Source organism: Hydrogenophaga sp. BPS33 (assembly GCF_009859475.1).
Classification (GTDB): Bacteria; Pseudomonadota; Gammaproteobacteria; order Burkholderiales; family Burkholderiaceae_C; genus Hydrogenophaga.
On the sequence record NZ_CP044549.1, the window covers coordinates 1,256,395 to 1,281,976 of the forward strand.

Below are 25,582 nucleotides of genomic sequence, written 5' to 3' on the forward strand. Positions count from 1 at the left end.
AAAGAATGAACATCACATCGACATCCGCTGTGGTCACCGGCGGTGCTTCCGGCCTGGGTGCTGCGACCGCGCGCCTGCTCGCGGCGCGTGGTGCACGCGTGGCCATCTTTGACCAGGACGTGGCAGGCGGTGAGAAGCTTGCCGCCGACATTGGCGGCATTTTTTGCGCCGTGGACATCACATCGCAAGCCCAGGTGGAAGCTGCTTTCGACAAGTCGCGCGCTGCCCACGGGCAGGAACGCATCCTGGTGAACTGTGCCGGCATCGGCGGCCCCAACAAGACCGTCAGCCGCGACAAGGACACGGGCGAGATCCGTCCACTCGCGGTGGAGCGCTTCGAGCGCGTGATACAGGTCAACCTGATCGGTACGTTTCGCGCTGTGTCGCTGTCGGCCGCCGGCATGTTCGCCGCGCCGGTCACGGATGCCGATGCCGATGGCGAACGCGGTGTGATCATCAACACCGCCTCCATTGCGGCGCAGGATGGTCAGATGGGCCAAGTGCCCTACAGCGCGTCGAAGGCCGGCGTGGCCGGCATGACCCTCCCCCTGGCGCGCGACTTCATGGCCGAAGGCATCCGCGTCAACACTATTCTTCCAGGCATCTTCGACACGCCCATGCTGGCGCGCGCCGCGCCCCACGTTCGCGCGGCGCTCGCGGCCTCGGTGCCGTTCCCGCGGCGGTTGGGCGATGCAGACGAGTACGCCGCCGTGGTAGCCATGCTGGTGACGACGCGCTACATGAATGGCGAGTGCATCCGCCTGGACGGCGGTCTGCGCATGGCGCCGCGCTGAGTCGCGGTGGAGCGCCTACAACTGCAGGTCGCGCGCCCGCGCCACGGCGGCGTCGCGCGCGGTCACGCCGAGCTTGGTGTAGATGTTCTTCAAGTGCCACTTCACGGTTTCAGGCGAGAGGCCAAGGATGCGTGCGATCTTCTTGTTGGGCAGTGCCTGACCCAGCAGGCCGAGGATTTCAAGCTCGCGCTCTTTCAGCGGCTCCAGCGGCTGCTCACGCGTTGCCGTGTCCTCTGCCAGTGCGCGCAGTGTGCGCTTGCGCGCGGCAACCTCCAGCAGACGCTGCGCATAGAAGCACAGCACCGGGTCGAGCGTGCCCGATTCCACCAGGCCGTGCAGCGCGGCAGGCATGCGACGCGAGGCGTCCAGAAGCGTGTGCACCAGGCCCAGGCGGTGTCCCAGGCGCAACGCCTCGATCAACGTGTCCACGGCCACGGTTTCGTGGCCGAGCGCGCGCTCCACGAGCGCCAGCTGCACCAGCAGGGACGCCACCGGCCGTAGCCGACCCGCCTGCTGCAGGCGCTGCAACACCTGGCGGATGCCTTCGGCCGCGGGCGCAAGCTCGCCCCTTTGCAGATGCACGGCAATCTGCGCGCGTTCGGCCAGTCGCTTGATCTCCTGCGACACGGAATCTTCCATGCCGCGCCGCTGCGCCGCCACTTCGTCCAGCTTGCACAAGGCATCAGACACTGCAAGCATCTCGCCGCGCTGCTGCTGCATGCGCAGTCGCAGACAGAGGGCGTGGGTCTGCAGACGCGCCAGGCCGTGTCTGCTCGCATAGTCCTCCAGTCTGTCCAACTGCGCCAGCGCTTCCAGGCGACGTCCGCACAGCCAGTGCGCGCTGGCCAGCACAATGGCCGCACGCAAGATGGCCTCCGGAATGCCGGCGTGCTCGATCAGATCCATGCGCGGGTCCAGCAGCTCGCACGCGGCTTCGAGTTCGTCCAGTTCGTATAGCACGTCGCCCAGCAGCGCTGCGGCCAGGTTGCGGACCTGTACACCTGCCGGGCCATCGCCGCCAGCATCGAGCACGCGCCGGTACAGGTGCTCAGCCTCGTTCATGCGGCCTTCTAGCGTGTGCGAAAGGCCTTCCAGGCACAGGCCGGTCAGACGCGCCACCGGGCTGTCGTGTCCAGTCTCGTGCTGGCTGAGTACCTCGCGCGCCAGCGCGTACTCGCCGCACGCCAGGTGCAGCCAGGCCATGAGGTTGGCGCGGGTGGAGACCAGCAAGTCGTCCGCACCTTCGGGCAAGCTTTGCAGTGCCGGCAACAGGCGCACCGCTGCGTCGGCATCGTCCCTGTGCAGCAGTGCGGCACAGCGCAGCAAATCGAATTCGGCGCGTTCGAGTGCGTTCAGCGGTGCGTCGCCAAGAGCGCGCATGCTGGCGTCAAGCGCATCGAGTTCGCGCGAGTTCAGGTGCACCTGGGCCTGTGCCAGGCACAAGCCCGTGTGCTGTGCCACGACTTCCAACGGCAGGCGGCGCAGCAGCGCCTTGACCAGCGCGAACTCGCCCTGGTTGAGCAGCCCGCGCACGCTCTCGCGCACCATCCTGGCAGCCGCTTCGCTCTCGCCAGCGAGCACGGCGTGCTGCACCGCCTCGGACACACTGCCGTGTGCCGAAAACCAAAGCCAGGCGCGCCGGTGCAGCTGTTGCACATGGCCTTTGGGCTGGTGCTCCTGCCGGGCTTGCAGCACCTCGCGCAGCAAGGGGTGCAGCCGCCACCAGACCCGCTTGTCGCGGTCCTGCACCTGGACGATGAAGAGGTTGTCCCGGTCCAGCCGAGAGAGCCGATGCTCGATGCGCGACGCCGTCTGCGCGCCGCCCATGAGGGCGTTGCACAGGTCTGCGCAAAAACGCCGGCAGATGGCCGTGAGCCCGAGCAGATCGACATCGGAAGCCGACAAGTGCGCCAGCACATGCTGTTCGAAGTAGGCGGCAAAGGCACCAGCGTCTTTCAGCGGCATCTCGCGTGCCGCAGTGCCTTGCTCCTTATAGTGCAGGCTGAGCAATTGCAGCCCCGCGATCCAGCCGCCCGTGCGCTCGTGCAACTGCATCGCCTCTTCCTGCGAGAGACCCAGCCGTTGCTGGAGGAACTGTTCCGATTCTGTCGGTGTGAACTGCAGATCGGGCCACGCGAAATCGACCGCCGATTGGAGCTGGCGCAGCCGCGCAATGGCGGTGCCCAGCGGGTGCGGTGGCGTGTCGCGTGAGGCCAGCATCAGGTGAAGACCGGGCGGCGAATAGTCCAGCAGCCAGTTGAGCGCCTGCAGCACCGGCTGGCTGGTGATCTGGTGCAGGTCGTCGAGCATCAGCACCAGCTCGCCGCCACGATCGGCCACGTCGTGCGCCAGCGCGATGATGCAGTGCTCCACCGCCTCCGGGTCGCGCGGCCCGCCGCTGGCGAGCAACGACGCGGTGCGCACCGAAGCAGGGTCGACATTGCTGAGGCTGGCAAGCAGGTCGTGCAGGAATGTGTCCAGTTCGTTGTCTTCGGGCACCAGCGAGAGCCAGGCGACATCAAATCCGTGCGTCATGAGCGGCCCGCGCATGGTCAGCAGCAAGCTCGTTTTGCCGCACCCAGGTGGCCCTTGCAAAGAGATGCAGCGTTTGCGGCGCGCGTCCATCAACCGGTCGACCAGGGCCGCGCGGGGCAGCATGCCTCTGGCCATTCGAGGCGCAACGAAGCGGGTGGTGGCGGGCGTGCCTGCAGGGGAGGGAGGCCGCAGCGCAGCACCTGGGTTGGTGTGCCGAAATGTCATGGTTTCATGATATCGCCGGGCATTGCCGCGCTGTGCCCTTGCGCGGCAGCACTACCCGCTGCGGGGGGTGCCTGCGCGGGTCCTCGCCAACACAATGCACTCAACCCTTCAAAGGGTGCCCGTTCGGCGCAGCGCGCATGGAATAAACACACACAACGGAGACTTCGAACATGGACCACTTGCTCAACCGACGCGAGCTCAACCGCCTCCTCACCGCTTCCGCACTGGCCGCCGCCTTGCCCGCCCGGGCCAACGATTACCCCTCGCGCGGCATCCGCATGGTGCTGCCGGTGGGCACGGGTGGTGGGGGCGACACATTGGGCCGCGTGATTGCCGAACAGCTGGCGCAGCACATCAAACAGCCGGTGGTGGTGGACAACAAACCAGGCGCCGACGGCTTGATTGCGATGCAGTCGTTCCTGAGCGCTCCCGCCGATGGCTACACCATGCTGCTGATCGGTCCGCAGCCGATGGTGTTCAATCCCCTGTTGCGCAGCAACCTGCCGTACAAACCGTCTGATCTGGTTCCGATGATTGGCGTGTCGCGCTCCTGGACCGTCCTGATCACCAGTCCCAACTCGAATTTAAAGAACCTTGAAGAGCTGGCGACCGCGATGCGCAAGGAGCGTGACGCCGTGTCTCTGGGCACGTCGGGACTGTCGTACCAGGTCGGTGCCACGCTGCTTGGTAGCAAGCTCGGGGGGCGCTTCCGCCACATCAGCTACAAGAGCTTTCCGCAGATCCTCACCGACCTGCTCAGCGGTGTGCTCGACGTGGCGCTGGTGGATACCACGCCTGTGGTGCCCCTGGTGGCCGGGGGCAAGCTGCGTGTGCTGGCCTCGGCATCGCCAGAGCGCAACGCCAACCTGCCAAGCGTGCCCACCGTGCGTGAATCCGGCGTGGATTTCGACTTTGCGCTGTGGACGGCACTGGCCGTGCGGGCGGGCACGCCACCCGACGTGGCGCGCAAGCTGGAGGCCGACCTGCGCACGACGCTGACCGGACCCGGCGTGCGCGGCTTCGTGGAGAAAATGGGCACGACGCAACTCTCGCCGGTGACGGGCAACGAGATTGCCTCCGAAATCGCGGCCGGTCTCGCGCGCTTCAAAGATCCTGTGGCCGAGATCGCTGCCGAAATGGCGCTCGACAAGCGGTAGTTCGGGTCGTTCATACGGCGGTCATTGGTGAGTGCCGATGCTTCAATGCAAGGAATGCCATGAAGACAATGGAAGGTACCCTGTTCTGGGACGACCTGGAACCCGGCATGCGCTACCGCTCGCGCGGACGCACCATCACGGAGACGGACCTCGTCAACTTTGTCAACGCGAGCTGGTTGACCGAGGGCTTGTTCACGAGCGTGGACCCGGCCGAGCGTGAGCACAGCGCCATCTCGGGCCGGGTGGTGCCGGGCGCTCTGGTCTATTCGTATGCCGAAGGAATGAGCAAGTACACGATGCAAGGCATCGGTCTGGCATTCCTCGAAGCCACGATGGTGGTCAAGGGCCCGACACGGGTAGGGGACACGATCCACGTGGAATGCGAAGTCACTGAAAAAAAGATGACTTCCAAACCCGGCCGTGCCGTCATGCGCTCGCTGGTCGATGTGGTCAACCAGCACGGGCAGACCGTGCTGACCTACACAGCAGTTCGTCTTGTTCGCGCGCCGGGCTGCATCTCGCCATCGACCGACTAATGGGCAGCTACGGCCCGCTAGAACCCGTCCATCCTCGCGCTCAACCCAGCAGTGGTCAAGAGCCGTTACCCCGACCGCAACAACACCACCACCGCCCCCGCCCCACCCTCGGCCGGGCGCGCCTGCACAAACGCCATCACTTCCTTCTTCTGCACCAGCCAGCGCAGTACGCGCTGCTTGAGCACGGGCATGCGGCCTGGTGAACCCAAGCCTTTGCCATGCACCACGCGCACACAGCGCAGGCCGGCGTGGTGGGCGTCGTGGATGAATCGGCTCAGGGCCTCGCGCGCTTCGTCGGTGCGAAGGCCATGCAGGTCGATGTGGCGCTGGATGCTCCACTGGCCCTCGCGCAACTTGCGCACCACCTCGGGCCCGAGGGTAGGGATGCGAAAACTCATCTGGTCGTCGGTATGCAGCAGCGTTTCGATGTCGAATTCATCGGACAAGGCTTCGCGCATCACCGCGGCCTCGTCGCGCTGGCGTTGCACCGGCACGGGCGCGACCGGCGTTCGGTGGGGTTCGATGCGGCCCATTGCGCGCACCAGCGGCTTTACGGGTCCCACCGCCAGCTCGAACAGCTTGTGCTCGCGCTCCCGGCGCAGGGCCGCCAGGCGCTCGGCTTCGCGTTGGGCGGCCTCGCGCGCGGCCCGTTCGGCAATGGCGCGCTGGATCACCTTCAGCTCGGCCAGCGTGTTCACTTTCATGGTGTCGCATTGTGGCCCAGGGCCCGTGACCGTGTGGCATCGGCGGCTTACACCAGCCCTTGCTCGGCCATGGACATCGTGCCGTAGCGCGTGACGACGAAATGGTCGAGCACCCGCACATCCACCAGCGTGAGCGCGGCCTTGAGCGTGCGGGTGAGCACCACGTCCGCGTTCGAGGCCTCCGCCACACCGCTGGGATGGTTGTGCGCGAGCACCACCGAAGCCGCATGGTGGTGCAAGGCGCGCAGCACGACCTCGCGTGGGTAGACGCTGGTCTGGGTCAAGGTGCCGCGAAACATTTCTTCGAGCTCGATCAGGCGGTGCTGGCTGTCGAGGAACAGCACGGCGAACACCTCGTGCGGCTTGTTGCCCAGCTGCAGTTGCAGGTAGTCGCGCACGGCCTGCGCGTTGTCGAGCAGGGCTTTTTGCTCCAGTTGCTGTGTCAGCGCGCGGCGCGCGAGCTCCAGCACCGCTACGACTTCGGCGCGTTTGGCCGGCCCCAGCCCCTTGATCTGCCGCAAGGCGTCTGCGCCCGTGTGCAGCAGGCCACTGAGGCCACCAAACCGATCGAGCAGTTCCTGCGCCAGTTGCAGCACGTGTTTGCCGGCAATTCCAGTGCGCAGCAGCAGCGCGAGCAATTCGCCGTCGCTCAGGGCGCTGGGCCCCCGTGAGAGCAGTTTCTCTCGCGGGCGCGAGTCCGCTGGCAAGCCCTTGAGGCTGGACGTGGCAAGGCCATACATGTGTGTTTCCCCCTGGTTGAAGCCACCTTTTTACAATACGGGCTGTTGCGGTCGTCCCGGCCGTTTGCGCGCCTGTCGGGCGCTGCCCTTTCTCTCAAGCTTTCCCCACCATGCCCCAAGTCCAAGAAGGCTCATTTCTGACGCTGCACTACCGCATGACCGGCCCACAGGGCCAGGTCATCATCGACACCTTCGATGGCAAACCCGCCACGCTCAGCCTGGGCATGGGCGAACTCTCCCCGGCGATCGAGCAGCACCTGATCGGCCTGGAAGAGGGCACGCACACGGTGATCGAACTGGCCGAAGGCGAGGCCTTCGGCGAGCGCCAGCCCGACATGGTGCAGTGGGTGGCGCGCAAGCTGCTCAACGAACTGGGCGACCCGCACGAGCAATACGCCGAAGGCGATGTGGTGCAGTTCCCCACGCCCGACGGCCAGGGCAGCTACGCCGGCGCGGCGGTGGAGGTGCGCGAAGACGGCGCCGTGCTGTTCGACTTCAACCACCCGCTGGCCGGGCGCGCGGTGCGCTTCGAAGTCCAGCTCATCGGGGTGCTCTGATGGACGCATCCGCTGAAATCGTTCTCGCGGAGCCGCGCGGTTTCTGCGCCGGGGTGGACCGCGCGATCGAGATCGTCGAGCGCGCCCTGGTCAAGTTCGGCCGGCCGATCTACGTGCGCCACGAAATCGTGCACAACACCTACGTGGTCAACGACCTCAAGGCCAAGGGCGCGATCTTCATCGAAGAGCTTTCCGACGTGCCGCCGGGCGCCACGCTGGTGTTTTCCGCCCACGGCGTGAGCAAGGCGATCCAGGAAGAAGCCAAGCAGCGCGGCTTCCAGATCTTCGACGCGACCTGTCCGCTGGTGACCAAGGTGCACGTGGAGGTGGCCAAGCTGCACCGCGAAGGCTACGAGTTCATCATGATCGGGCACAAGGGCCACCCCGAGGTGGAAGGCACCATGGGCCAGCTGGAGAGCGGCATCCACCTGGTGGAAGACGTGGCCGACGTGGGCCGCGTGCAGCCCGCGCAGACCGAAAAGCTCGCGGTGGTCACGCAGACGACGCTGTCGGTGGACGACGCGGCCGAGATTCTCAACGCCGTGAAAGCGCGCTTTCCCAGCGTGCGCGAGCCCAAGCAGCAGGACATCTGCTACGCCACACAGAATCGGCAGGACGCGGTCAAGCTGCTCAGCCCCCAGGTGGACATCGTGATCGTGGTGGGCAGCCCCACCAGCTCCAACAGCAACCGCTTGCGCGAACTCGCGGTGAAACTGGACACCGAGAGCTACATGGTGGACAGCGCCGACGAGTTGAAAGCCGAGTGGTTCGAAGGCAAGGGCCGCGTCGGCCTGACCGCCGGCGCCTCGGCGCCCGAGATCCTGGTGCGCCAGGTGATTGACCGCATCAAGGAACTGGGCGCGATTTCGGTGCGCACGCTGGACGGGCTGATCGAAACCACCAAGTTCCCCTTGCCCAAAGGCTTGAAGATCGAGGGCGAGGACGCCAACCAACTGCAACACCTGCGCTGAACCTCGCGGCGGCGGGCGGCGACCGGGTGTTCCGGCGCAAAACTACAATCGCCGGATGCTAGACATCGTTCAACTGAGAAAAGACCTGGATGGCGTCGTCGCGCGCCTGCAGACCCGCAAGCAGCCCCAGCCCTACCTGGATGTGCCGGCCTACCAGGCGCTGGAGTCCGAGCGCAAGGCCTTGCAGACCCGCACCGAGGAACTGCAGAGCCAGCGCAACACGCTGTCCAAGCAGATCGGCGCGCTCAAGGGCAAGGGCCAGCACGCCGAGGCCGATGCGGCCATGGCCCAGGTGGCGGCGTTCAAGGCCGAACTGGAGACCTCCGCGGCCCGGCTGGACGTGATCCAGTCCGAACTGCAAACCTTGCTGCTCGCCGTGCCCAACCTGCCGCACGAGAGCGTGCCGGTGGGCGCGGACGAAAACGCCAACGTCGAGCTGCGCCGCTGGGGCACTCCTCGCAGCTTCGATTTCCCCGTGCGCGACCACGTCGACATTGGCGAGAAACTGGGGCTCGATTTCGAAACCGGCACCAAACTGGCCGGCTCGCGCTTCACGTTCATGAAAGGCCCGATCGCGCGCCTGCACCGCGCGCTCGCCCAGTTCATGCTCGACGTGCAGACGCAGGAACACGGCTACACCGAGTGCTACACGCCCTACATCGTGAACGCCGAGACCTTGCTGGGCACCGGCCAGTTGCCCAAGTTCGAAGGCGACATGTTCGCGGTGAAGAAGGGCGGCCAGGAGGGCGAGGAAGTGCCTGACACTCAGGCGCTCTACCTCATCTCCACCAGCGAAATCACCCTGACCAACACCGTGCGCAACACCGTGGTGGCCGAGGCCGAGCTGCCGATCAAGCTCACCGCGCACACGCCGTGTTTCCGCTCCGAGGCCGGCAGCGCCGGGCGCGACACGCGCGGCATGATCCGCCAGCACCAGTTCGACAAGGTCGAGATGGTGCAGATCACGCACCCCGAAAAGAGCTACGAGGCGATGGAGGAGATGACGCGCCACGCCGAGGCCGTGCTGCAGAAACTCGGCCTGCCCTACCGCGTGATCGTGCTGTGCACCGGCGACATGGGCGCTGGTTCGAGCAAGACGCACGATCTGGAAGTGTGGGTGCCCGCGCAGGGCACCTACCGCGAGATCAGCTCGGTCTCCAACTGCGAGGCCTACCAGGCGCGCCGCCTGCAGGCCCGCTTCAAGAACGCGCAAGGCAAGAACGAGCTGGTGCACACGCTCAATGGTTCGGGCCTGGCCGTGGGCCGTGCGCTGGTGGCGGTGCTGGAGAACTACCAGAACGCCGATGGCAGCGTGACCGTGCCCGAGGTGTTGCGGCCTTACCTGGGCGGGCTGGAGACGCTCTCGGCTTGAAGGCATGCGCCCCAAAAAACCGGCCTCGGCCGGTTTTTTTGTGCCCGCTTGTCGAGAATGGCGGTGCCCACCCGTCGTGGAAGTAGGCGCTCGACAGAGCAACTCAACCCAACAAGGAGCCCACCATGCGATTCATGATTCTGGTCAAAGCCACGAAAGACAGCGAAGCGGGCGTGATGCCCACCGAAGCCGAGTTCACGGCGATGGGCCGCTTCAACGAAGAACTGGTGAAAGCCGGTGTGATGGAGGCGGGTGAAGGTCTTCATCCCACCTCGAAAGGCGCGCGTGTGCGCTTCTCGGGGAGCGGGCGCACCGTCATCGACGGCCCGTTCTCCGAGACCAAGGAGCTGGTGGCCGGCTTCTGGATCTGGAATTGCGCATCGCTGCAGGAAGCGATCGATTGGGTCAAACGCTGCCCCAACCCGATGCGCACCGATTCCGAAATCGAAGTCCGCCAGATCTTCGGTGCCGAAGACTTCGGCGATGCGCTCACGCCCGAACTGCGCGAGCAGGAAGAGCGTTTGCGCGCGCAGGTCGCCGATCAGGGCAAGCCTGCGCGCTGACGCACATCAGAAGCTGTGCCGGATGCCGAACGACACGGCCTTCGGATCCGCGCCCAGGCCGGCGGCTGCGACCGCGGCCGTGCTGCCCACCAGGGCGATGTTGCTGGTGTCGTTGTTCTTCACGATGCCACCCGACACGTACACCACCGTGCGTTTGGAGAGGAAGTGCTCGTAGGTCGCGCCCAGAATGGTCGCGGTGCCGTCGGCCACGCCGGCCGTGCGGTGGCTCTTGGCGCGGATCACCTGCAGCAGGATCTGGCCGTTGTTCACGGGAATCGTGCCGCCCACCCACACCGACTCGGACTTGAGCAGCGTCGTGGCCGTGATCACCTTGTTTTGCTCCGACGGGTCGAAGCGGTAATAACCGCTGGCCAGGCGCACCGGGCCGAAGTTGTACGAGGCCGCGAAGGTCAGCTCGTTTTGCCAGTCGGCGTTCGCGGTGACGGGGATGTCCTTGGCGTACTGGCGGAAGCGTGAATAGCCCAACGTGGCCACCCATTGGCTGTCCTGGTAGGTCAGGCTGCCGCCGTGGTAGTTGCCGGCGCCCTTGGGGCTCGCCGACTCACCGGGCGCGAGCATCAGGCGCGCGGTGAGTGCGCCGGTGGTCCAGCGGCCCAGCAAAGAGTTGTTGATGCGCGCCGTGGCCTGGTGGCCCGCGTCGCCCGCCACCGAATTCGGGCTGTTGCTGCCGATGCCGGTGGATTGCAGGTTGCCCCAGTAGTTGCCCACGCCGGGGTCCACCGCGAGCAGCGACAGCGCCATGGGCGAGAGCTGGCGGCCAACGCGCGCTTCCCAGTCGGCACCGCTCAGGCCCAGCCAGGCTGCGCGGCCAAACGTGGCGCCACCTTGCTGCAGGGTGCCGGTGCTCACGTCGAAGCCTTGTTCCAGCACGAAGTTGGCCTTGAGGCCACCGCCCAGGTCTTCGGTGCCGCGAAAGCCCAGGCGCGAGCCCCAGCCTGCGCCGGAATCGAGACGCCAGAGACCGTTGTTGCCGTTGTCGGCGCGGGTGAGCGAGGTGTCGACCACGCCGTACAGCGTGACCGAGGACTGTGCATGGGCCTGGGTGAGAGGGGCGGCGGCCAGGAGGGCTAGCGCGCCGGACGAAAGCAGCTTGTTCAAGTTTGTCTCCAATGGAAATGTGCAGAAGCAGCGCAACGGCCGGGCTGGTCCGTGCGCTGCGCCCGCAATGTAACGCATAACTTACCGGTCGGCAGGTAATTTACAAATGCGTGCGCGTCGGCAGATGTCGTGCCGATGCCGCGTCCACCTCAGGGCTGCGTCAAAACGCCTTCAATGCGGTAGGTGCGCGCCGCCGTGCCGGCGAACAAGGCGTCGCGATCCGCCGTGCTGTAGCCCTGGGCTATCCTCTGAAAAGCGTTCCACAGAACGCCATAGCTGCAGCCCACCTTGTCGACCGGGAAGTTGCTCTCGAACAGGCAACGATCCACACCGAAGGCGTCGATGCACGCATCGATCCACGGTTTCCAGGCTTGTGCCATGCGCTCGGAACTGACCGGCCGTTCGGCAAGTTCAAAGCCGAACCCCATGCGCGGCATGGCCAGGCCACCGAGCTTCAGGCGCACATTCGGGAAAGCTGCCACGCGCTGCAGGCGCGCACGCCATTCGCCGAAAACGTCCGCCTGCTGGCCCGCGAACAAGGGCCCGCCGCAGTGGTTGAGCACCAGCACCGTGTCGGGGCAGGCGGCGGCCAGGTGTTCCACGTCGTCGAGCTGGGTCTGGTAGACCCAGATGTCGAGCGACAGGCCCATGCGGCCCAGCGCGCGCACAGCGGTGTGCGCGGCCGGTTCGCGCAGCAGCCCCGCGCGGCCATCGCGCGAGGGGTGTACCGCCGGGTCGTCGTGCCAGGTGGGGCGGCTGCGCACACCCCGAAAACGGCTCTGGCCGGCCTCGACGTGGGCTTCCAGCACCGGGCGCACTGCGTCGCCCAACAGCAGATCGGCCCAGCCCACGATGGCGGCGCACAGGCGCGCGCTGCCGTCTTTTTGCACCGGGGTCTGCCCGACCACGAAGCCGGTCTCGCCGACCGGGCGCAGCGCCTCTGGGCCTTCGCGGAAATAGTGCGAGAGGCATTCCATGAACACGGTGGTGCGCATGTTGTGGCCACTGCGCAGGTCATCCTGCAGCTCTTCGCGCAGGTAGTTGTTGCCGGGCACTTCCCACAGGTGGTGGTGCGCGTCGACGATGGCTTGCGCGGGGTCGAACGCATCTTCCCTGTATTGAGAGAGCCAATCGAGGCGCGGCGCGTGCATGGCTTTGTGCGCCGCCGTGTAGGCGACGGTGCGGGAGCTTGCATCAGAGGACATGGCCAGACTTCTCAGAGCAGCGCGTGCGTCACACCACCGTCGACCAGCAGCGATTCGCCGGTCATGAAGCTGCTCTCGTTCGTGGCGAGAAACGCGGCGGCCGCGGCGATGTCGTCCACGTGGCCCAATCGGCCCAGAGGTGCGCGGGCGATGCGCTTGGCGGCCAGGGCCGGATCCACGTTGACGCGCACGCCTTCGGTGGGCACGGAGCCCGGTGCGATGGCGTTCACGCGGATCTTGCGTGGGCCGAGGTCCACGGCCGCCGAGCGCGTGAGGCCCAGCGCACCGGCCTTCACGCCGCAGTACACCATCGCGCCCGGAACGCCGAGAAAGCTGGCCGCCGACGCGATGTTGATGATGGAGCCACCGCCCGAGCGCTCCATGGCCGGTGCCGCCGCCTGGATGCCCCAGACGATGGAGTGGAAGCCGGTGGCGGTCATGCGTTCCAGCATCTCGGGCGTGATCGCGTCGATCGGGCTGTAGCGCACCCAGATGGCGTTGTTGACCAGCACGTCCAGCCGGCCGTGTTGCTGTTCCAGCGCGGACACGGCCTCGGTGAAAGTTTCGCGCAGGGCCACGTTGCCGCCAAATGCCTGGGCTTGGCCGCCGCCGGCGCGGATGTCTTCAGCGGCCTGTTCGGCGCGGTCGAGCTTGATGTCGAGCACGCCGACCACCGCGCCCATGTCGGCAAAACGCTGCGCGATGGCGCGACCAATGCCTTGCGCGCCGCCGGTGACGAGGGCGACCTTGTTCTTCAAACGCTGTTCCATGTTTGTCTCCAGAAGGGTGGTTGAAAAGATATGAAATCTACCGGCTGACCGGTAAGTTGCGTGCGCCAAAAAAACGGCCTGTGCGGGCCGTTTTGGGCTCAGGCCACGGTCGCTTTCTTGCGCGTGGTCTGGGTGGTGGAGGGCTTGTCTGGGCGGGCCGCAGCGCGGTGGACGGCGGCCGTGGTGGCGGGCTTTGTGGCCACCTTCGCAAGGGCCTTGATGGCCGTCTTGGGCGCGGCTTTTGTTGCCGGTGTTGAAACCGCTTTCGTGCCTGGCTTCGCGGCCGCTTTCAGCGCGGTTTTGGGCGTGGCCTTGGCGATCGGTTTGGCACCCACCATCGCCATCGGCAAGGCCGTCAGCAACGGCATGTCCGCGTCCGATCGCGTCGTCATGCCGAGCAGGGCCATGTCCACAAACTGGTCCATCACCTCCGACACGCTGAGCTTGCCTTCGGGCGAATGCCAGCGCGTCACGTAGTTCAGGGCCGACAACAAAAAGCGCGCGATCATGGCCGCGTCCATCTTGCGGAATTCGCCCGTCTCGATGCCCTCGGCAATGCAGCGGCGCAGCAGTTTTTCATAGCTGTCGCGCAGGTGCAGGGCTACGCCACGGCGCTCGGTCTGGCCGGCTTCGCGAAACGCATTCGCACCGGCCAGCCAGTGTTCGCGGTGGTGGTCGAGAAAGTGCGCGGACGACTGGATGAAGGCCCGCACGCGTTCGGTCGGTGTGTGGGCGCGCGCCACGTCACCGCTGACCATTTGCACCAGCGCGTCGAGCGACTGGATCACCACGCGCTCGTAGAGCTCGTCCTTGTTGGGGAAGTGGTAGTACAGCGCGGCCTTGGAGATGTCGGCTTCCTCGGCGATGTCGCGCAGCGAGGTGGCGTGGAAACCGCGGTTGGCGAACAGCCGGCGCGCGATGTCGAGCAGTTGGTCTTCGCGTGTGCTGGCAGACAGCGAAGCGTCGGGGGTTTTGGCGCGAGGAGCCATGCGAAAAGCCTTGTCGTGAGGAGAGGAGAGCGGAAATCGAGACACCCCCGAGATTACCCGCATCAGCCCCAGGCCAGTGCGGGTCACCCAAAGGTGAGAAGCGGTGCGCCTTGTGCTCACGGATTTGCCGGAGTATCATTTACCGGTCGGCAAGTAAAAGCCGATTCGACATGGGCCAAACGCCAGAGCACAAGCTTCTTAAACGAGACAATTTTACCTGCCACACGGCAAGTAATGCCATCTACATGACGCCAGACCAGAACGAGGAATACCGGGCCTTCCGGCAGGAAGTGCGCCGCTTCTGCGAACAGAACGTGTCCGATGCGCTGCGCCAGCGCGTGCGCTCCGGCCTTCGCGCCACGCCCGAAGGCTTTCGCCAGTGGCAAGGCATCCTGTTCCACCAGGGCTGGGGCGCGCCCACCTGGCCGAAAGAGCATGGCGGCACGGGCTGGTCGCCGGTGCAGATCCACATCTTCGAGCAGGAAACCGCTGCGGCCGATGCGCCGCCCCAGTTCCACCAGGGCCTGGAGCTGATCGGGCCGATCCTCTTCACGTACGGCACCGAAGAGCAGAAGGCGCGCTACCTGCCCGGCATCCTCTCGGGCCAGGACTGGTGGTGCCAGGGCTATTCGGAGCCGCAGGCCGGGTCCGACCTGGCCGGCCTGCGCACCCGCGCCGTGCGCGATGGCGACCATTACGTGGTCACCGGCCAGAAGCTGTGGACCAGCTACGCGCACGAAGCCAACCGCATGTTCTGCCTGGTGCGCACCAGCGACGAGTCGCGCAAGCAGGACGGCATCTCGCTGCTGCTGATCGACATGGACACGCCCGGCATCACCGTGCGCCCCTTCCAGACGTTGGACGAGCAGGCCCACGTGACCGAGGTCTTTCTCGACGCGGTGCGCGTGCCGGTGTCGCAGCTGGTGGGTGAAGAAGGGCGTGGCTGGAGCTACGGCAAGGTGCTGCTGGACCGCGAACGCGCGCTCACTGCCACGCTGGGTGCGCGCCTCTCGCGCCTGCTGGAGCAGGTACGCGAAGCGGCGCGCAAGGCCAGCGACGGCAGCCGCAACCTCTACCAGAACCCGGTGTTCCGCGCCAAGCTGGCGCAGCTGGAGATCGAGGTGCTGGCCATCGAACAAATGGGCCTGCGCATGCTGGCCGACAACGTGGCCGGCGTGGACACCGGGCCGCGTGGCTCCATGCTCAAGCTGCGCTGGTCCGAGCTGCTGCAGCAGACCACGCAGCTGTGGGTGGAGACGCTGGGCTACGACGCCTCGCGTTTCGCGCCCGCCGGCAGTGCACCCGGCAGCGTGCCGCTGGACCAGTCGGGCCCCATGTCGGCCTACCTGCACAGCCGCGTCACCAGCATCTACGGTGGCTCCAACGAAATCCAGCGAAACATCATCGCGCGCCGCGCGCTCGGTCTGTAAGTCCACCCCGCCATGCACAACCACTACACCTCCGAACAACAGATGCTGGCCGATGGCGTGGCGCGCTTCGTGCGCGAACACGGCCGCTTTGAAGACTGGCGCAAACTCACCGCCGCCGGTGCGCCCTTCGACGAAGCCAACTGGAAGCGCATGGCCGAAATGGGCTGGCTGGCGCTGGCTATTCCGGAAGAGCACGGTGGCTACGGTGCTTCCATCGCAGAGACCATGATCGTGGCCGAAGGCCTGGGCCGTGGCCTGCTGCGCGAACCTTTCGTGAGCACCTGCGTGATGGCCGTGCGCCTGCTCGCCCGCGCGGGCAACAGCACCCAACACGGCCTTTTCGAAGGCATCGCCGATGGCAGCGGGCGCATCGCCACCGCGTTGGCCGAGAGCGCGGGCCGGTTCCACCTCAACCGCGTGCACACGCGGGCCGTGCCGGTGAACGGGGGCTACCGCCTCAACGGTGCCAAGGCCTGGGTGCCCGATGCGAGCAGTGCCCAGTGGTTCGTCGTGCCGGCGCGCACGCAGGGAACGGGAGAGGCGCGCGACGGCATCTCGCTGTTTCTGGTGCCGGCCGACGCACCGGGCCTGCAGCGCAGCGACTTCCGCAGCCCCGACCACCAGCACATCGGCCAACTGCAGCTCGACGGTGTGGAGGTGCCCGCCTCGGCCTTGATCGGTCCGCTGCACGCAGGCCTTGCCTTGCTGGAAGACGCCGTGGACCACGCCATTGCCGCGCGCCTGGCCGAAGCCTGCGGCGCGATGGACGCGGTGAGCGAAATGACGCTGGAGTACCTCAAGGTGCGCAAACAGTTCGGCACCACCATCGGCAGCTTCCAGGCCTTGCAACACCGCATGGTGGACATGACGATTGCCTGCGAAGAAGCGCGCTCCATGCTGCTGCTCGCCCAGGGCAGTCTGGACGCAGAACCCGCGCAGCGCCAGCGCGCCATCGCCGCGGCCAAGGCGCGTGTAGGCCAGTGTGGCTTGTACGTGGGCCACCAGGCGGTGCAGTTGCACGGCGGCGTGGGCACCAGCGACGAGCTGGCGGTGAGCCATTACCTCAAGCGCCTGTCGATGATCGATCTCGCGTTCGGCAACGCCGACCACCAGCGCGATCGCTTCATTGCGCTGTCGGACGAGATGGCACCGGCGCAGGCCTCATCCACAAGCACCGCACGCGTGGAGCAGGTGGCATGACGGCCCAGGTTGCCACCGGCTGGAACCTCGCCAACATCTTCGACGGTGTCGCCGCGCGCGTGCCGAAAGACCGGCCCGCCATCGTGCACGGCGACACGGTGGTGCGCTGGGGCGAGCTCGACGCGCGCAGCAACCGCGCAGCGCGCGCCTTGCTCGCGACAGGGCACACGGCCGGTGAGCGCGTGGGCTTTCTCTCGCGCAACCACCCGGGCTACATCGAAGGCTTCGTGGCCTGCCTCAAGTCGCGCCTGATCCACGTCAACCTGAACTACCGCTACACGGTGGACGAACTGGCCGGCGTGCTGGAAGACGCGGGCGCCACCGCGCTGCTGTACCAGCAGGAATTCGCGCCGCTGGTGCCGGCCTTGCTCGAACGCCTGCCCGCGCTGCGCTCGCGCATTTGCCTCGACGGCGATGGCCTGGGTCAAGCCACCGCGCAGTTCCAGACCATGGCCGCGCAGGGCGATGCCAGCCCGCTCGATGCGTCCACGCGCGAAGAGCGCGACCCGCTGCTGCTCTACACCGGCGGCACCACCGGCCGCCCCAAGGGCGTGGTCTGGCCCGGTCACCACTACCGCGCCTGCCAGCTCGAATCGCCGCTGGTGCAGCGCCGCCCGGCCAACCTGGGCGAGCACCTCGACCTGGTGGCCGCCAACGCCAACCCCGGTCGCGTGCTGCCGGCCTGCCCCTTGATGCACGGTGCGGGCATCAGCAGCACGCTGGCCGAGTTGCTCAACGGCGGTACTGCCTTGTTGCTGGCCGGCGCGCGCTTCGATGCGCACGAACTCTGGCAACTGGCCGAGCGCGAACGAGCCTCGCGTGTGCTGATCGTGGGCGACGTGTTCGCGCGCCCCATGCTGGCCGCACTCGACGAACAGCCGGGCCGCTACGATCTGTCGTCGCTCAAGGTGATCAGCTCGGCCGGCCTGATGTGGAGCGAAGAGGTCAAGGCGGGCCTGCTGCGCCACATGCCCTGGCTGGTGCTGGCCGACATTTACGGCGCTTCTGAAGCCGCCGGCCTGGGCTACGCCATCACCACCCAAGACCGCGCCACGCCCACCGGCCGCTTCGAACCCGGCCCGCGCACCGTGATGGTGGGGGACGACGGCCACATCGTGCCCGCAGGGCAGGAGGGCGAGGGCTGGCTGGCGCGCGGCGAGCCCTTGCCCGAGGGCTACTTCGGCGATCCGAAGAAAACCGCCGAGGTCTTCCGCACCATCGATGGCCAACGCTATGCCGTACCCGGTGACCGCGTGCGCCGCCATGCCGACGGTTCCATGCAGTTGCTCGGCCGGGGCAGCCTGGTCATCAACTCGGGCGGCGAAAAGATCTACGTCGAAGAGGTGGAAGAGGCCTTGAAGCGCCTGCCCGGGGTGGACGACGTGCTGGTCGTCGGCGTGCCCGACGTGCGCTGGGGCAGTGCCATCGTGGCCCTGCTGCGCACCGATACGCCACCCGATGTGCAGGCCCTGCGCGCGGGCCTGGCGCCGCATCTCGCGGGCTACAAGATGCCCAAGCACTTCCTCGCCGTGGACCAACTGCCCCGCGCCGACAGCGGCAAGGGTGACTACAAGGCCGCGCGCGCGCTGGCCGAACAACTTCTGGAGACCACATGAACCACAACACCGCAAGACGCACCCTTCTCAAAACCATTCCCGCCGCCGTCTGGGGCAGTGTGGGTGGCACGGCCTTGTTGGGCAGCTCGCTCGCCCACGCCGACGACACCTGGCCCAACAAGCCGATCCGCCTCATCGTGCCCGCCGCGCCCGGTGGCGGCTCCGACACCGTGGGCCGCATCGTCGCGCAAGCGCTGACCGAAAAACTCGGCCAGCCGGTGCTGGTGGACAACAAGGCCGGCGCGGCCGGCACGCTGGGCGTGGCGGTGGGTGTGCAGGCACCGGCCGATGGCTACACCTTCATCTGGTGCACGCCGTCGGCGCAGATCATGGCGCCGCCCAGCGTGCGCTACGACGCCTTGAAAGATCTGGTGCCGGTGAGCCTGCTGGTCTCCGCTTCTTACCTGTTGGTGGTCGGCAACCAGCAGCCCTGGACCAAGGTGTCCGACCTGGTGGCGGCCGCGCGCGCCAAGCCCGGCAGCCTCAACTACGGCACGGCTGGCACCGGGTCGTTCGGCCACTACATGGCGGCGTCCTTCGGGCTGGCCACGGGCAGCGACGTGGTGCAGATCCCCTACGCCGGTGAAGGCCCGGCCATGGTGGCGCTCATGCGCGGCGACGTGCAGTTCGCCTTCATCAGTGGCGCGGGTGCGTTGCCTCACGTCAGCTCGGGCCGCGTGCGCGCGCTCGGCGTGTCGTCGGCCAGCGCCATGGAGGGCGTGCCCACCGACATTCCGTTCGTGGCGGGCACCGTGCCCGGCTTCGACCTCGTCGCCATCAACTACATGTCCGCACGCACCGGCACGCCGCAGCCCATCGTCGACAAGATGAGTCAGGCCGTGCAGGCCGTGCTGGCCCAGCCGGCCGTGCGCGAACGCATCGTCGGCCTGGGCGTATCGCCCGTTTCCAGCACGCCCGATGCGTTGGGCCGCCGCGTGCTGGCCGAGCGCAAGAAGGTGCACGACACCCTGAAGCGCGCCAACATCGTGCTCGAGTAGCCACCGGCTTTCACACCACCGGACCCGGCAGAACACCAAGAACCAGAGAGACAAGATGACCCTTCCCCCGACACCACCCCAAGGCCTGCGTCGCCGCGATGCGCTGCTCGCCACGCTGGCCGGTGTGGCCGGCATCGCCGCACCCACCGCCGCGTTCGCCTCCGACGCCCACTGGCCCAACCGTCCGCTGCGCCTGGTCGTGCCGTTCCCACCCGGGGGTGGTTCCGACGCGGTGGCGCGCATCCTCTCCAACGAGCTGGCCGAGCGCCTGGGCCAACCGGTGGTCATCGACAACAAGCCCGGTGGTGCCGGCACGGTGGGCGTGAGCTACGCGCTCAACCAGCCGGCCGATGGCTACACGCTGATCTGGTGCACGCCGGCCGCGCAGTACCTCGCGCCGCGCTCGGTGCGCTACGACCCGATGGCCGACTTTGCGCCGGTGAGCCAGACCGTGGCCGCCACCTACATTCTGTTGGTCGACCCCAAGCTCAACGTGCGCTCGGTGGCCGACCTGGTGGCGCTGGCCAAGGCCAAGCCCGGCACCATCAACTACGCCACAGCCGGCATCGGTGGCCAGGGCCACCTCATGGGGGCCTACTTCAACCAGCTGGCCGGCACCGACATGACCATGGTGCCCTTCACCGGTGAAGGCCCCGCGCTGGTGGGCGTGATCGGTAGCCAGGTGCACGCCACCTTCGTCAGCAGCGCGGCGGCACTGCCGCAGGTGCAGTCGGGCAAGCTGCGGGCGATCGGCATGTCGTCGGCCAAACGCCTGCCCGGCATCCCGGAAGACATTGCGCCCATCGCCGCCACGCTCGCGGGTTACGACGTCACGGCCATCAACTACGTCGCCATGCGCGCCGGCACGCCCAAGGCGATCGTGGACCGCATGAGCAAGCTCGTGAACGAGGCGCTGGAAGTGCCCGCCGTGCGCGAGCGCATTGCGGCGGTTGGCGTGGTGCCCGTGGGCAGCACACCCGATGCCCTGGGCCGCATGGTGGCAGCCGAGCGCAGCAAGTGGGCCGAGATCATGCGCAAGGCCAACATCGTTCTCGAATGATGAGTAGCACAACAGAAAGCGCCACGCGCCACGCCATCGTCACCGGTGCCGCGCGCGGCATCGGCCTGGCCATCGCCGAACAACTCGCGCGCGACGGCCTGCAGGTGCTCGCCACCGACCGCGATGCCGACGTCGTGCAGGCCGAAGCCGAGCGCTTGCGCGGCCTCGGCCTGAACGTGCAGGCCGCCGCGCTCGACGTGCAAAACCGCGCGCAGGTAAAGGCGCTCTTCGCCACGCTACCCACCATCGACGTGGTGGTGAACAACGCCGGCATCGCGTCCACCATGTTGCCGTTTCGCGAGCTCGACGCCGAGCGCCTGCGCAGCATGCTGGGCGTGAACCTGCTGGGCAGCTTCATCGTGGCGCAAGAGGCGGTGCGCCGCATGCCCGAGGGCGGGCGCGTGGTGCAGATTGCATCGCGCGGTTACCTCGGCGGCGCGGGCGCCGCGCACTACGTGGCCAGCAAGGCCGCCGTGGTGGGCATGGTGCGCGCCATGTCGATCGAGCTGCGCTGGCGTGGCATCACCGTCAACGCGGTGGCACCGGGCATGGTGGACACGCGCATGCTGGCGGGCTACACGCCCGAGATGCGGCGAGCCCTGGAGCAACGCGAACCGGCGGGCGCAGCGGCCAGCCCGCAGACCATTGCCGATGCCGTGTCCTTCTTCGCGTCAACGCGTGCGGCGCAGTGCAACGGCCAGGTGCTGTTTGTCGATGGCGGCAAGAGCGTGGGCATGCCACCGCTGTGAGCTTGTCCGCTTTTCATACCGAGTCATGATGACCATGCCCACATCCCCCATTCACCACCCGCAAGGCACCGTGTTGCTCGTGGGTGCGCAAGAGCCTCTGGCCGACGCCGTGTTGCAGCGCCTGCAGCACGACGGCCACGACGTGATGGCCATTCCCGGCGGCGACGAGACCGCCTTGCAAGCCGCGCTCAAGGACTTGACCTTCGACGCGCTGGTCACGGTCACGCCGACCGCGCGCGCCAACGTGGCGTTCGACGACATCGACGATGCCGCCTTCGAAGCCGCGGTCGACGTGCAGTTGCTCGGCGTGGTGCGCACCGCCCAGGCCGCGCTGCCGCGCCTGCGCGAAGGCGCGCGCATCGTGCACGTGGGCTCGCGCGGCCACCAGGGTGCCTGGGGCGGCGTGCACCAGATGGCGGCGAGTGCGGGCCTGGTGGCCATGACGCGCTCCATGGCCCTGGAGCTGCAGCCCGAAGGCTTCTTCGTGAACCTGGTCGCCAGCGAGTTCGAACACGAGCGTCAGGACACCCCCCACAACCGCGAGGCCGTGGCGCATGCCGTGGGCATGCTGGCCTCGCCGCACAACCGCATCACCGGCCAATGCCTGGTGATCGACGGCCTGGCCTCGCTGCGCATGAGCGAAGCGCGCCGGCCCCCAGTCACTGCAACGAACTGAAATCCCCCATCCATCCAACGAGGAGCACACACCCATGCAATACCTGAAACTCACCGTCGAGAACTTTGTCGCCACCGTCACCATGGACGCGCCGCCGGTGAACGCCGTGTCGGCCGAGCTCATGGAAGAGATGATCGCCACCTTCGACCAGATGAGCGACCGCGACGATGTGCGCGTGGTGGTGCTCACCGGTTCCGGCAAGATCTTCTGCGCCGGTGCCGACATCAAGAGCCGCGCGGGCAAGGTGTTCGAGCCGGGCGAGCGCTGGGCCCATTCGCGCCGCGCGCGCGAGCTAAGCTACTCCATCATCGAATGCAAGAAGCCGGTGATCGCCGCCATCAACGGGCCGGCGCTCGGCGCGGGCCTGGGCATCGCCGTGTCGTGCGACATCCTGATGTGTTCCGAGAACGCGTCACTGGGCTTGCCCGAAGTCGATGTGGGTCTGATGGGCGGCGGGCGCCACGCCATGCGCGTGTGCGGCCATTCGCTCACGCGCCGCATGATGCTCACCGGTGACCGCATCAGCGGCCCCGAGCTGTACCGCCGCGGCATCGTCGAAGAATGCGTGCCGCTGGACCAGCTCATGACCACCGCCATGGCGATGGCCACGCGCATCGCCTCCAAGAGCCCGGTGGCCAGCCGCACGGCGAAGAATTCGGCCGCGACGATCGAGAACATGACCCTGCGCGACGGCTACCGTTTCGAGCAGAACATGACGGCCGAGCTGGGCCAGACCGAGGATTCGCGCGAGGCGATGCGGGCATTCGCGGAGAAGCGCCCGCCGGTGTTCCAGGGGCGTTGAGGTGGGCACCTTCCCCGGCTGGGGGAAGGTGGGATTGAGCGCACGCGCGCCGACGCTACTCTTTGGACGCCGGTTTCACCAACTGCGGAAACTTCACGCCCAGTTGCTCCAGGTAGGTGTCGAACTTTGACGCGTCGTAGTAATGCTTGCGCATCTCCGGACGGAACCGCTCCATGGTCTGCTGGTTCATGCGCACCTGGGGCTTGTCGTCCTTGCCGATCAGGGGCACGTATTGCTGCGCCTTGAGCTGCACCCCCTTGAAGTACTGGTCGGCTTGCTGCACCAGCCCGGGGTTGGTCAACAAGTCCACCGCGGTCATGGCCGTCACCTTCGCGCCGGCCACCACGCCCTTGTGCGCAATCGGCGTGGCCATGGCGATCGCGCTGGCCCAGTGGTGGCTGGGAACGTTCGGAATGTTGGACGGGTAGTACAAGGTGACGGTGGGCACGACCCAGGACACGTCGCCAATGTCGTCCGAGCCGCCGCTGCGTGCCGGCGATGATGGTGCCGACAGCGCCGCGTGTTTCAGGTTCAAACCGTCGGGCTTGCTGCTGACCAGGGTCTGCACGGCCTTGGCGAACGTCTGCTCGTCCGCCGTCCACGCGGGCAAACCCACCTGCTCGATGTTGCGCTGCATCGCCTCGGCCACGGGCTTGTTGAAATGGCGTGGCGCTGCCGCCCCCACGATGGTGCGGCTCACGGTGGTGTCCGTCATGGCCGCCGCCGCCTCGGCGATCCGGTGGTTGATGGCGGCGTTTTCCGTGATGTTCTCGAAATCCATCTCGCGCAGGAAGTACCACACGGACGCCGTGTCCGGCACCACGTTGGGCTGGTCACCGCCGTTGGAGATCACGTAGTGCGACCGTTGCTCCGGGCGCAGGTGTTCGCGCCGGTAGTTCCAGCCCGCGTTCATCAGCTCCACCGCGTCCAGCGCGCTGCGACCCCGCCACGGCAACAGCGCAGAGTGCGCCGAGCGGCCCTTGAAGGTGTATTCCACCGACACCATGCCCGTGCCATCGGCCTGGCCCCAGATGGTGCGCAGGTTGTTGCTGACGTGGTTGTACAGAACCACATCCACGCCGTTGAACACGCCGTCGCGCACCATGAAGGGCTTGCCCGCCAGCAGCTCTTCGGCCACGCCGGGCCACAGCACCAGCGTGCCTGGCAGCTTTTCCCGTTCCATCAGGTCTTTCAGGGCCAGGGCCGCCACGATGTTGACGGCCTGCCCGGAGTTGTGCCCCTCGCCATGCCCGGGGGCGTCGGCCACGAGCGGTTCGCGGTAGGCCACACCGGGCTTCTGCGAGGCGCGGGGCAGGGCATCGATGTCGCTGCCCAGGGCGATCACCGGTTTGCCCTGGCCCCAGCGCGCCACCCAGGCCGTGGGCATGCCCGCGACGCCCCGCTGCACGGTGAAGCCGTGTTCTTCCAGCAAGGCGGTGAGGTAGCGCGAGCTCTCCACCTCCTGGAAGGCGAGTTCGCCGTAGCTGAACAAGGTGTCGTTGATGACCTGCGCGAGCTTCTGTCGCTGTTGCACACCCTGCACCACGCGGGCCTTGAGCGGCGCGTTGTCCACAGCGGCTGCCGCAGCGGTGGCGTTGGTGGCGGGGCCGGCGGGTTGAGCGCTGGCGTTGAATGCCATGAGCGTGCTGCCCATGGCCAGCAGGCCCGCGACGCCGGCCCGGCGCGCGCGCTCAGAACGCATGCGAGATCCCGACGCCGACGAACGAGGGGTCGGCGTTCGGCCCTGTGAGGGCCGCACCGTTCAGCGTGATCACCGACCCGCCCTTGTTGTCCACGCGGCCGTAGCGCGCGTAGAGCTTGGTGCGTTTGGAGAAGTCCATGTCGTAGCCCACTTGCCAGCCCGTGGCGGCCACGGGCGAGTCCGACACCTTGCGGCGGGCGACTTGCGCCAGCACGGTGTGCGGTCCCTGGACTTTCCAGGCCACCGAGGCCTGCAGGTTGGTGCTGCGCAGATAGCCCACGGCGTTCGAGCGGTTGCTGTTGACCGTGCCGTACAGCGTGACGCTCGACCACTTGTAGCTCGCGCCGAGCATGTGCGTTTTCTCGGTCGTGGGGTTTGCCACGGGAGCGGCGGCACTGCCGCTCTTGAGGGCCTGGTAGCCATAGCCCAGGTACAGCGGTCCCGAGCTGTACTGCAGGTTGAAGCCGGCGCCGTCGCCCGAGCTGGAGTTGTTGGCGGCTTCGCCCAGGGACAGCATGGCCTCGCCCGAAAAGCCGTTGAAGTTCGGTGTGGTGTAGCGCAAAGAGTTGCTCATGAACCCGGGAACCGAGCCCGAGGTGCCGGTGCGCGTCGACGCGCCTCGGAACATGTTGGTGATCAGCGAGGTGCGGTTGCGCGCCAGCACGTCCGAACGCAAGCCCACCACGAAGGTCGGCGACCACATGCGCCCCGCATCGACCGCGCCCCACGGACCGGACAGGCCCACGTGCACCCAGCGGCTGAAGGCCAGGCTGTTCTGCAGGGTGCCGTCGTCGAGGTTGAAGCCCGACTCCAGCCGGAAGTTCGCCTTCAACCCACCGCCCAGATCTTCGCTGCCCCGCATGCCCCAGCGCGACACCGATGCACCGCCCGAGCTGACCCGGGTCAGATGCTGCCCGTTGCCGGTGTTGGCCTGCTCCAGGAACGCATCCACCTGCCCATAGAGCGTGACCTGCGCCACCGCGTGCCCGGACACCGCGCACGCCAGCGCGCCCACCACTGCTATGCCTAACTTGCTGCCCATTTGAAGTACCCCACGTAAATTTGGTCGACCGTCCCTGATGGCTTTCGGCACTCGGGTGGGCAACGCCACG

24 protein-coding genes are annotated in these 25,582 nt (G+C 67.1%); 15 read left to right on the top strand and 9 right to left on the bottom strand.

Annotated features, from left to right (window positions below; translation table 11 throughout):
- Nucleotides 1–5 precede the first annotated feature (5 nt).
- Nucleotides 6–794 (top strand): SDR family NAD(P)-dependent oxidoreductase, encoded by a 789-nt coding sequence (locus F9K07_RS05925; protein WP_159590315.1) that lies wholly within the window; start codon nt 6–8, stop codon nt 792–794.
- 15 nt (nt 795–809) lie between these two features.
- Here the strand turns inward: F9K07_RS05925 and F9K07_RS05930 are convergent, their stop codons facing one another.
- Entirely contained in the window at nt 810–3,554 is a 2,745-nt protein-coding gene (locus tag F9K07_RS05930; protein ID WP_159590317.1) for a LuxR C-terminal-related transcriptional regulator, read from the bottom strand.
- 170 nt (nt 3,555–3,724) lie between these two features.
- Between F9K07_RS05930 and F9K07_RS05935 the strand changes: the two genes are divergently transcribed.
- Together F9K07_RS05935 and F9K07_RS05940 are read left to right on the top strand one after the other, a co-directional pair.
- The gene (locus F9K07_RS05935; RefSeq protein WP_159590319.1) at nt 3,725–4,711 is read left to right on the top strand and encodes a tripartite tricarboxylate transporter substrate binding protein; all 987 of its coding nucleotides are present in this window, start codon (nt 3,725–3,727) and stop codon (nt 4,709–4,711) included.
- Nucleotides 4,712–4,770: 59 nt separating this feature from the next.
- The gene (locus tag F9K07_RS05940; RefSeq protein WP_159590321.1) at nt 4,771–5,247 is read left to right on the top strand and encodes a MaoC family dehydratase; all 477 of its coding nucleotides are present in this window, start codon (nt 4,771–4,773) and stop codon (nt 5,245–5,247) included.
- 65 nt (nt 5,248–5,312) lie between these two features.
- Here F9K07_RS05940 and F9K07_RS05945 read toward each other — a convergent pair whose 3' ends face one another.
- Nucleotides 5,313–5,951 (bottom strand): Smr/MutS family protein, encoded by a 639-nt coding sequence (locus F9K07_RS05945; RefSeq protein ID WP_159590323.1) that lies wholly within the window; start codon nt 5,949–5,951, stop codon nt 5,313–5,315.
- Between the two features lie 47 nt (nt 5,952–5,998).
- Entirely contained in the window at nt 5,999–6,691 is a 693-nt protein-coding gene (radC, locus tag F9K07_RS05950; RefSeq protein WP_159590325.1) for a RadC family protein, read from the bottom strand.
- A 110-nt stretch (nt 6,692–6,801) separates the two neighbouring features.
- On the opposite strand from radC, the gene F9K07_RS05955 reads away from it, so the two are divergent.
- The 4 genes from F9K07_RS05955 (at nt 6,802) to F9K07_RS05970 (ending at nt 10,154) form a co-directional block, all read left to right on the top strand.
- Nucleotides 6,802–7,248: an FKBP-type peptidyl-prolyl cis-trans isomerase gene (locus F9K07_RS05955; RefSeq protein WP_159590327.1), complete on the top strand. Its 447-nt coding sequence runs from the start codon at nt 6,802–6,804 to the stop codon at nt 7,246–7,248.
- Complete coding sequence (ispH, locus tag F9K07_RS05960) at nt 7,248–8,219, top strand: 4-hydroxy-3-methylbut-2-enyl diphosphate reductase (RefSeq protein WP_159590329.1); 972 nt, start codon at nt 7,248–7,250, stop codon at nt 8,217–8,219. Before F9K07_RS05955 ends, ispH begins: the two co-directional genes overlap by 1 nt.
- 55 nt (nt 8,220–8,274) lie before the next feature.
- On the top strand, nt 8,275–9,591 hold the full coding sequence (serS, locus tag F9K07_RS05965) for a serine--tRNA ligase (protein WP_159590331.1): 1,317 nt from the start codon (nt 8,275–8,277) through the stop codon (nt 9,589–9,591).
- Nucleotides 9,592–9,716: 125 nt separating this feature from the next.
- The gene (locus F9K07_RS05970) at nt 9,717–10,154 is read left to right on the top strand and encodes a YciI family protein (protein ID WP_159590333.1); all 438 of its coding nucleotides are present in this window, start codon (nt 9,717–9,719) and stop codon (nt 10,152–10,154) included.
- A gap of 6 nt (nt 10,155–10,160) precedes the next feature.
- Here the strand turns inward: F9K07_RS05970 and F9K07_RS05975 are convergent, their stop codons facing one another.
- The 4 genes from F9K07_RS05975 to F9K07_RS05990 all read right to left on the bottom strand — a co-directional run bounded on the left by F9K07_RS05975 (nt 10,161) and on the right by F9K07_RS05990 (nt 14,237).
- Nucleotides 10,161–11,273 carry a porin gene (locus F9K07_RS05975; RefSeq protein ID WP_159590335.1) on the bottom strand — a complete coding sequence of 371 codons (1,113 nt, stop codon included), beginning with the start codon at nt 11,271–11,273 and terminating at the stop codon, nt 10,161–10,163.
- A gap of 149 nt (nt 11,274–11,422) precedes the next feature.
- Nucleotides 11,423–12,478 carry an amidohydrolase family protein gene (locus F9K07_RS05980; RefSeq protein WP_236581805.1) on the bottom strand — a complete coding sequence of 352 codons (1,056 nt, stop codon included), beginning with the start codon at nt 12,476–12,478 and terminating at the stop codon, nt 11,423–11,425.
- An 11-nt stretch (nt 12,479–12,489) separates the two neighbouring features.
- The gene (locus F9K07_RS05985) at nt 12,490–13,248 is read right to left on the bottom strand and encodes an SDR family NAD(P)-dependent oxidoreductase (protein WP_159590337.1); all 759 of its coding nucleotides are present in this window, start codon (nt 13,246–13,248) and stop codon (nt 12,490–12,492) included.
- A 98-nt stretch (nt 13,249–13,346) separates the two neighbouring features.
- Complete coding sequence (locus tag F9K07_RS05990; RefSeq protein ID WP_159590339.1) at nt 13,347–14,237, bottom strand: TetR family transcriptional regulator; 891 nt, start codon at nt 14,235–14,237, stop codon at nt 13,347–13,349.
- Nucleotides 14,238–14,482: 245 nt separating this feature from the next.
- Between F9K07_RS05990 and F9K07_RS05995 the strand changes: the two genes are divergently transcribed.
- The 8 genes from F9K07_RS05995 to F9K07_RS06030 are packed head-to-tail and all read left to right on the top strand — an operon-like array spanning nt 14,483 to nt 22,768.
- Entirely contained in the window at nt 14,483–15,667 is a 1,185-nt protein-coding gene (locus F9K07_RS05995) for an acyl-CoA dehydrogenase family protein (RefSeq protein WP_159590341.1), read from the top strand.
- 12 nt (nt 15,668–15,679) lie between these two features.
- Entirely contained in the window at nt 15,680–16,867 is a 1,188-nt protein-coding gene (locus tag F9K07_RS06000) for an acyl-CoA dehydrogenase family protein (protein WP_159590343.1), read from the top strand.
- Complete coding sequence (locus tag F9K07_RS06005) at nt 16,864–18,483, top strand: AMP-binding protein (protein WP_159590345.1); 1,620 nt, start codon at nt 16,864–16,866, stop codon at nt 18,481–18,483. The genes F9K07_RS06000 and F9K07_RS06005 overlap by 4 nt, the downstream gene beginning before the upstream one ends.
- The gene (locus tag F9K07_RS06010) at nt 18,480–19,481 is read left to right on the top strand and encodes a Bug family tripartite tricarboxylate transporter substrate binding protein (RefSeq protein ID WP_159590347.1); all 1,002 of its coding nucleotides are present in this window, start codon (nt 18,480–18,482) and stop codon (nt 19,479–19,481) included. Before F9K07_RS06005 ends, F9K07_RS06010 begins: the two co-directional genes overlap by 4 nt.
- Before the next feature lie 55 nt (nt 19,482–19,536).
- Complete coding sequence (locus tag F9K07_RS06015; RefSeq protein WP_159590349.1) at nt 19,537–20,541, top strand: Bug family tripartite tricarboxylate transporter substrate binding protein; 1,005 nt, start codon at nt 19,537–19,539, stop codon at nt 20,539–20,541.
- The gene (locus tag F9K07_RS06020; RefSeq protein WP_201451519.1) at nt 20,538–21,290 is read left to right on the top strand and encodes an SDR family NAD(P)-dependent oxidoreductase; all 753 of its coding nucleotides are present in this window, start codon (nt 20,538–20,540) and stop codon (nt 21,288–21,290) included. The genes F9K07_RS06015 and F9K07_RS06020 overlap by 4 nt, the downstream gene beginning before the upstream one ends.
- A 34-nt stretch (nt 21,291–21,324) precedes the next feature.
- A complete protein-coding gene (locus tag F9K07_RS06025; protein WP_159590351.1) occupies nt 21,325–21,966 on the top strand; it encodes an SDR family NAD(P)-dependent oxidoreductase in 642 nt (213 codons plus the stop codon).
- Between the two features lie 34 nt (nt 21,967–22,000).
- Nucleotides 22,001–22,768, top strand: coding sequence for an enoyl-CoA hydratase/isomerase family protein (locus F9K07_RS06030; RefSeq protein WP_159590353.1), 768 nt, complete (start codon nt 22,001–22,003; stop codon nt 22,766–22,768).
- A 55-nt stretch (nt 22,769–22,823) separates the two neighbouring features.
- Here F9K07_RS06030 and F9K07_RS06035 read toward each other — a convergent pair whose 3' ends face one another.
- Nucleotides 22,824–24,470 (bottom strand): amidohydrolase, encoded by a 1,647-nt coding sequence (locus F9K07_RS06035; protein WP_201451520.1) that lies wholly within the window; start codon nt 24,468–24,470, stop codon nt 22,824–22,826.
- Nucleotides 24,460–25,512 (bottom strand): porin, encoded by a 1,053-nt coding sequence (locus F9K07_RS06040; RefSeq protein ID WP_159590355.1) that lies wholly within the window; start codon nt 25,510–25,512, stop codon nt 24,460–24,462. The genes F9K07_RS06035 and F9K07_RS06040 overlap by 11 nt, the downstream gene beginning before the upstream one ends.
- Nucleotides 25,513–25,582: the final 70 nt, after the last annotated feature.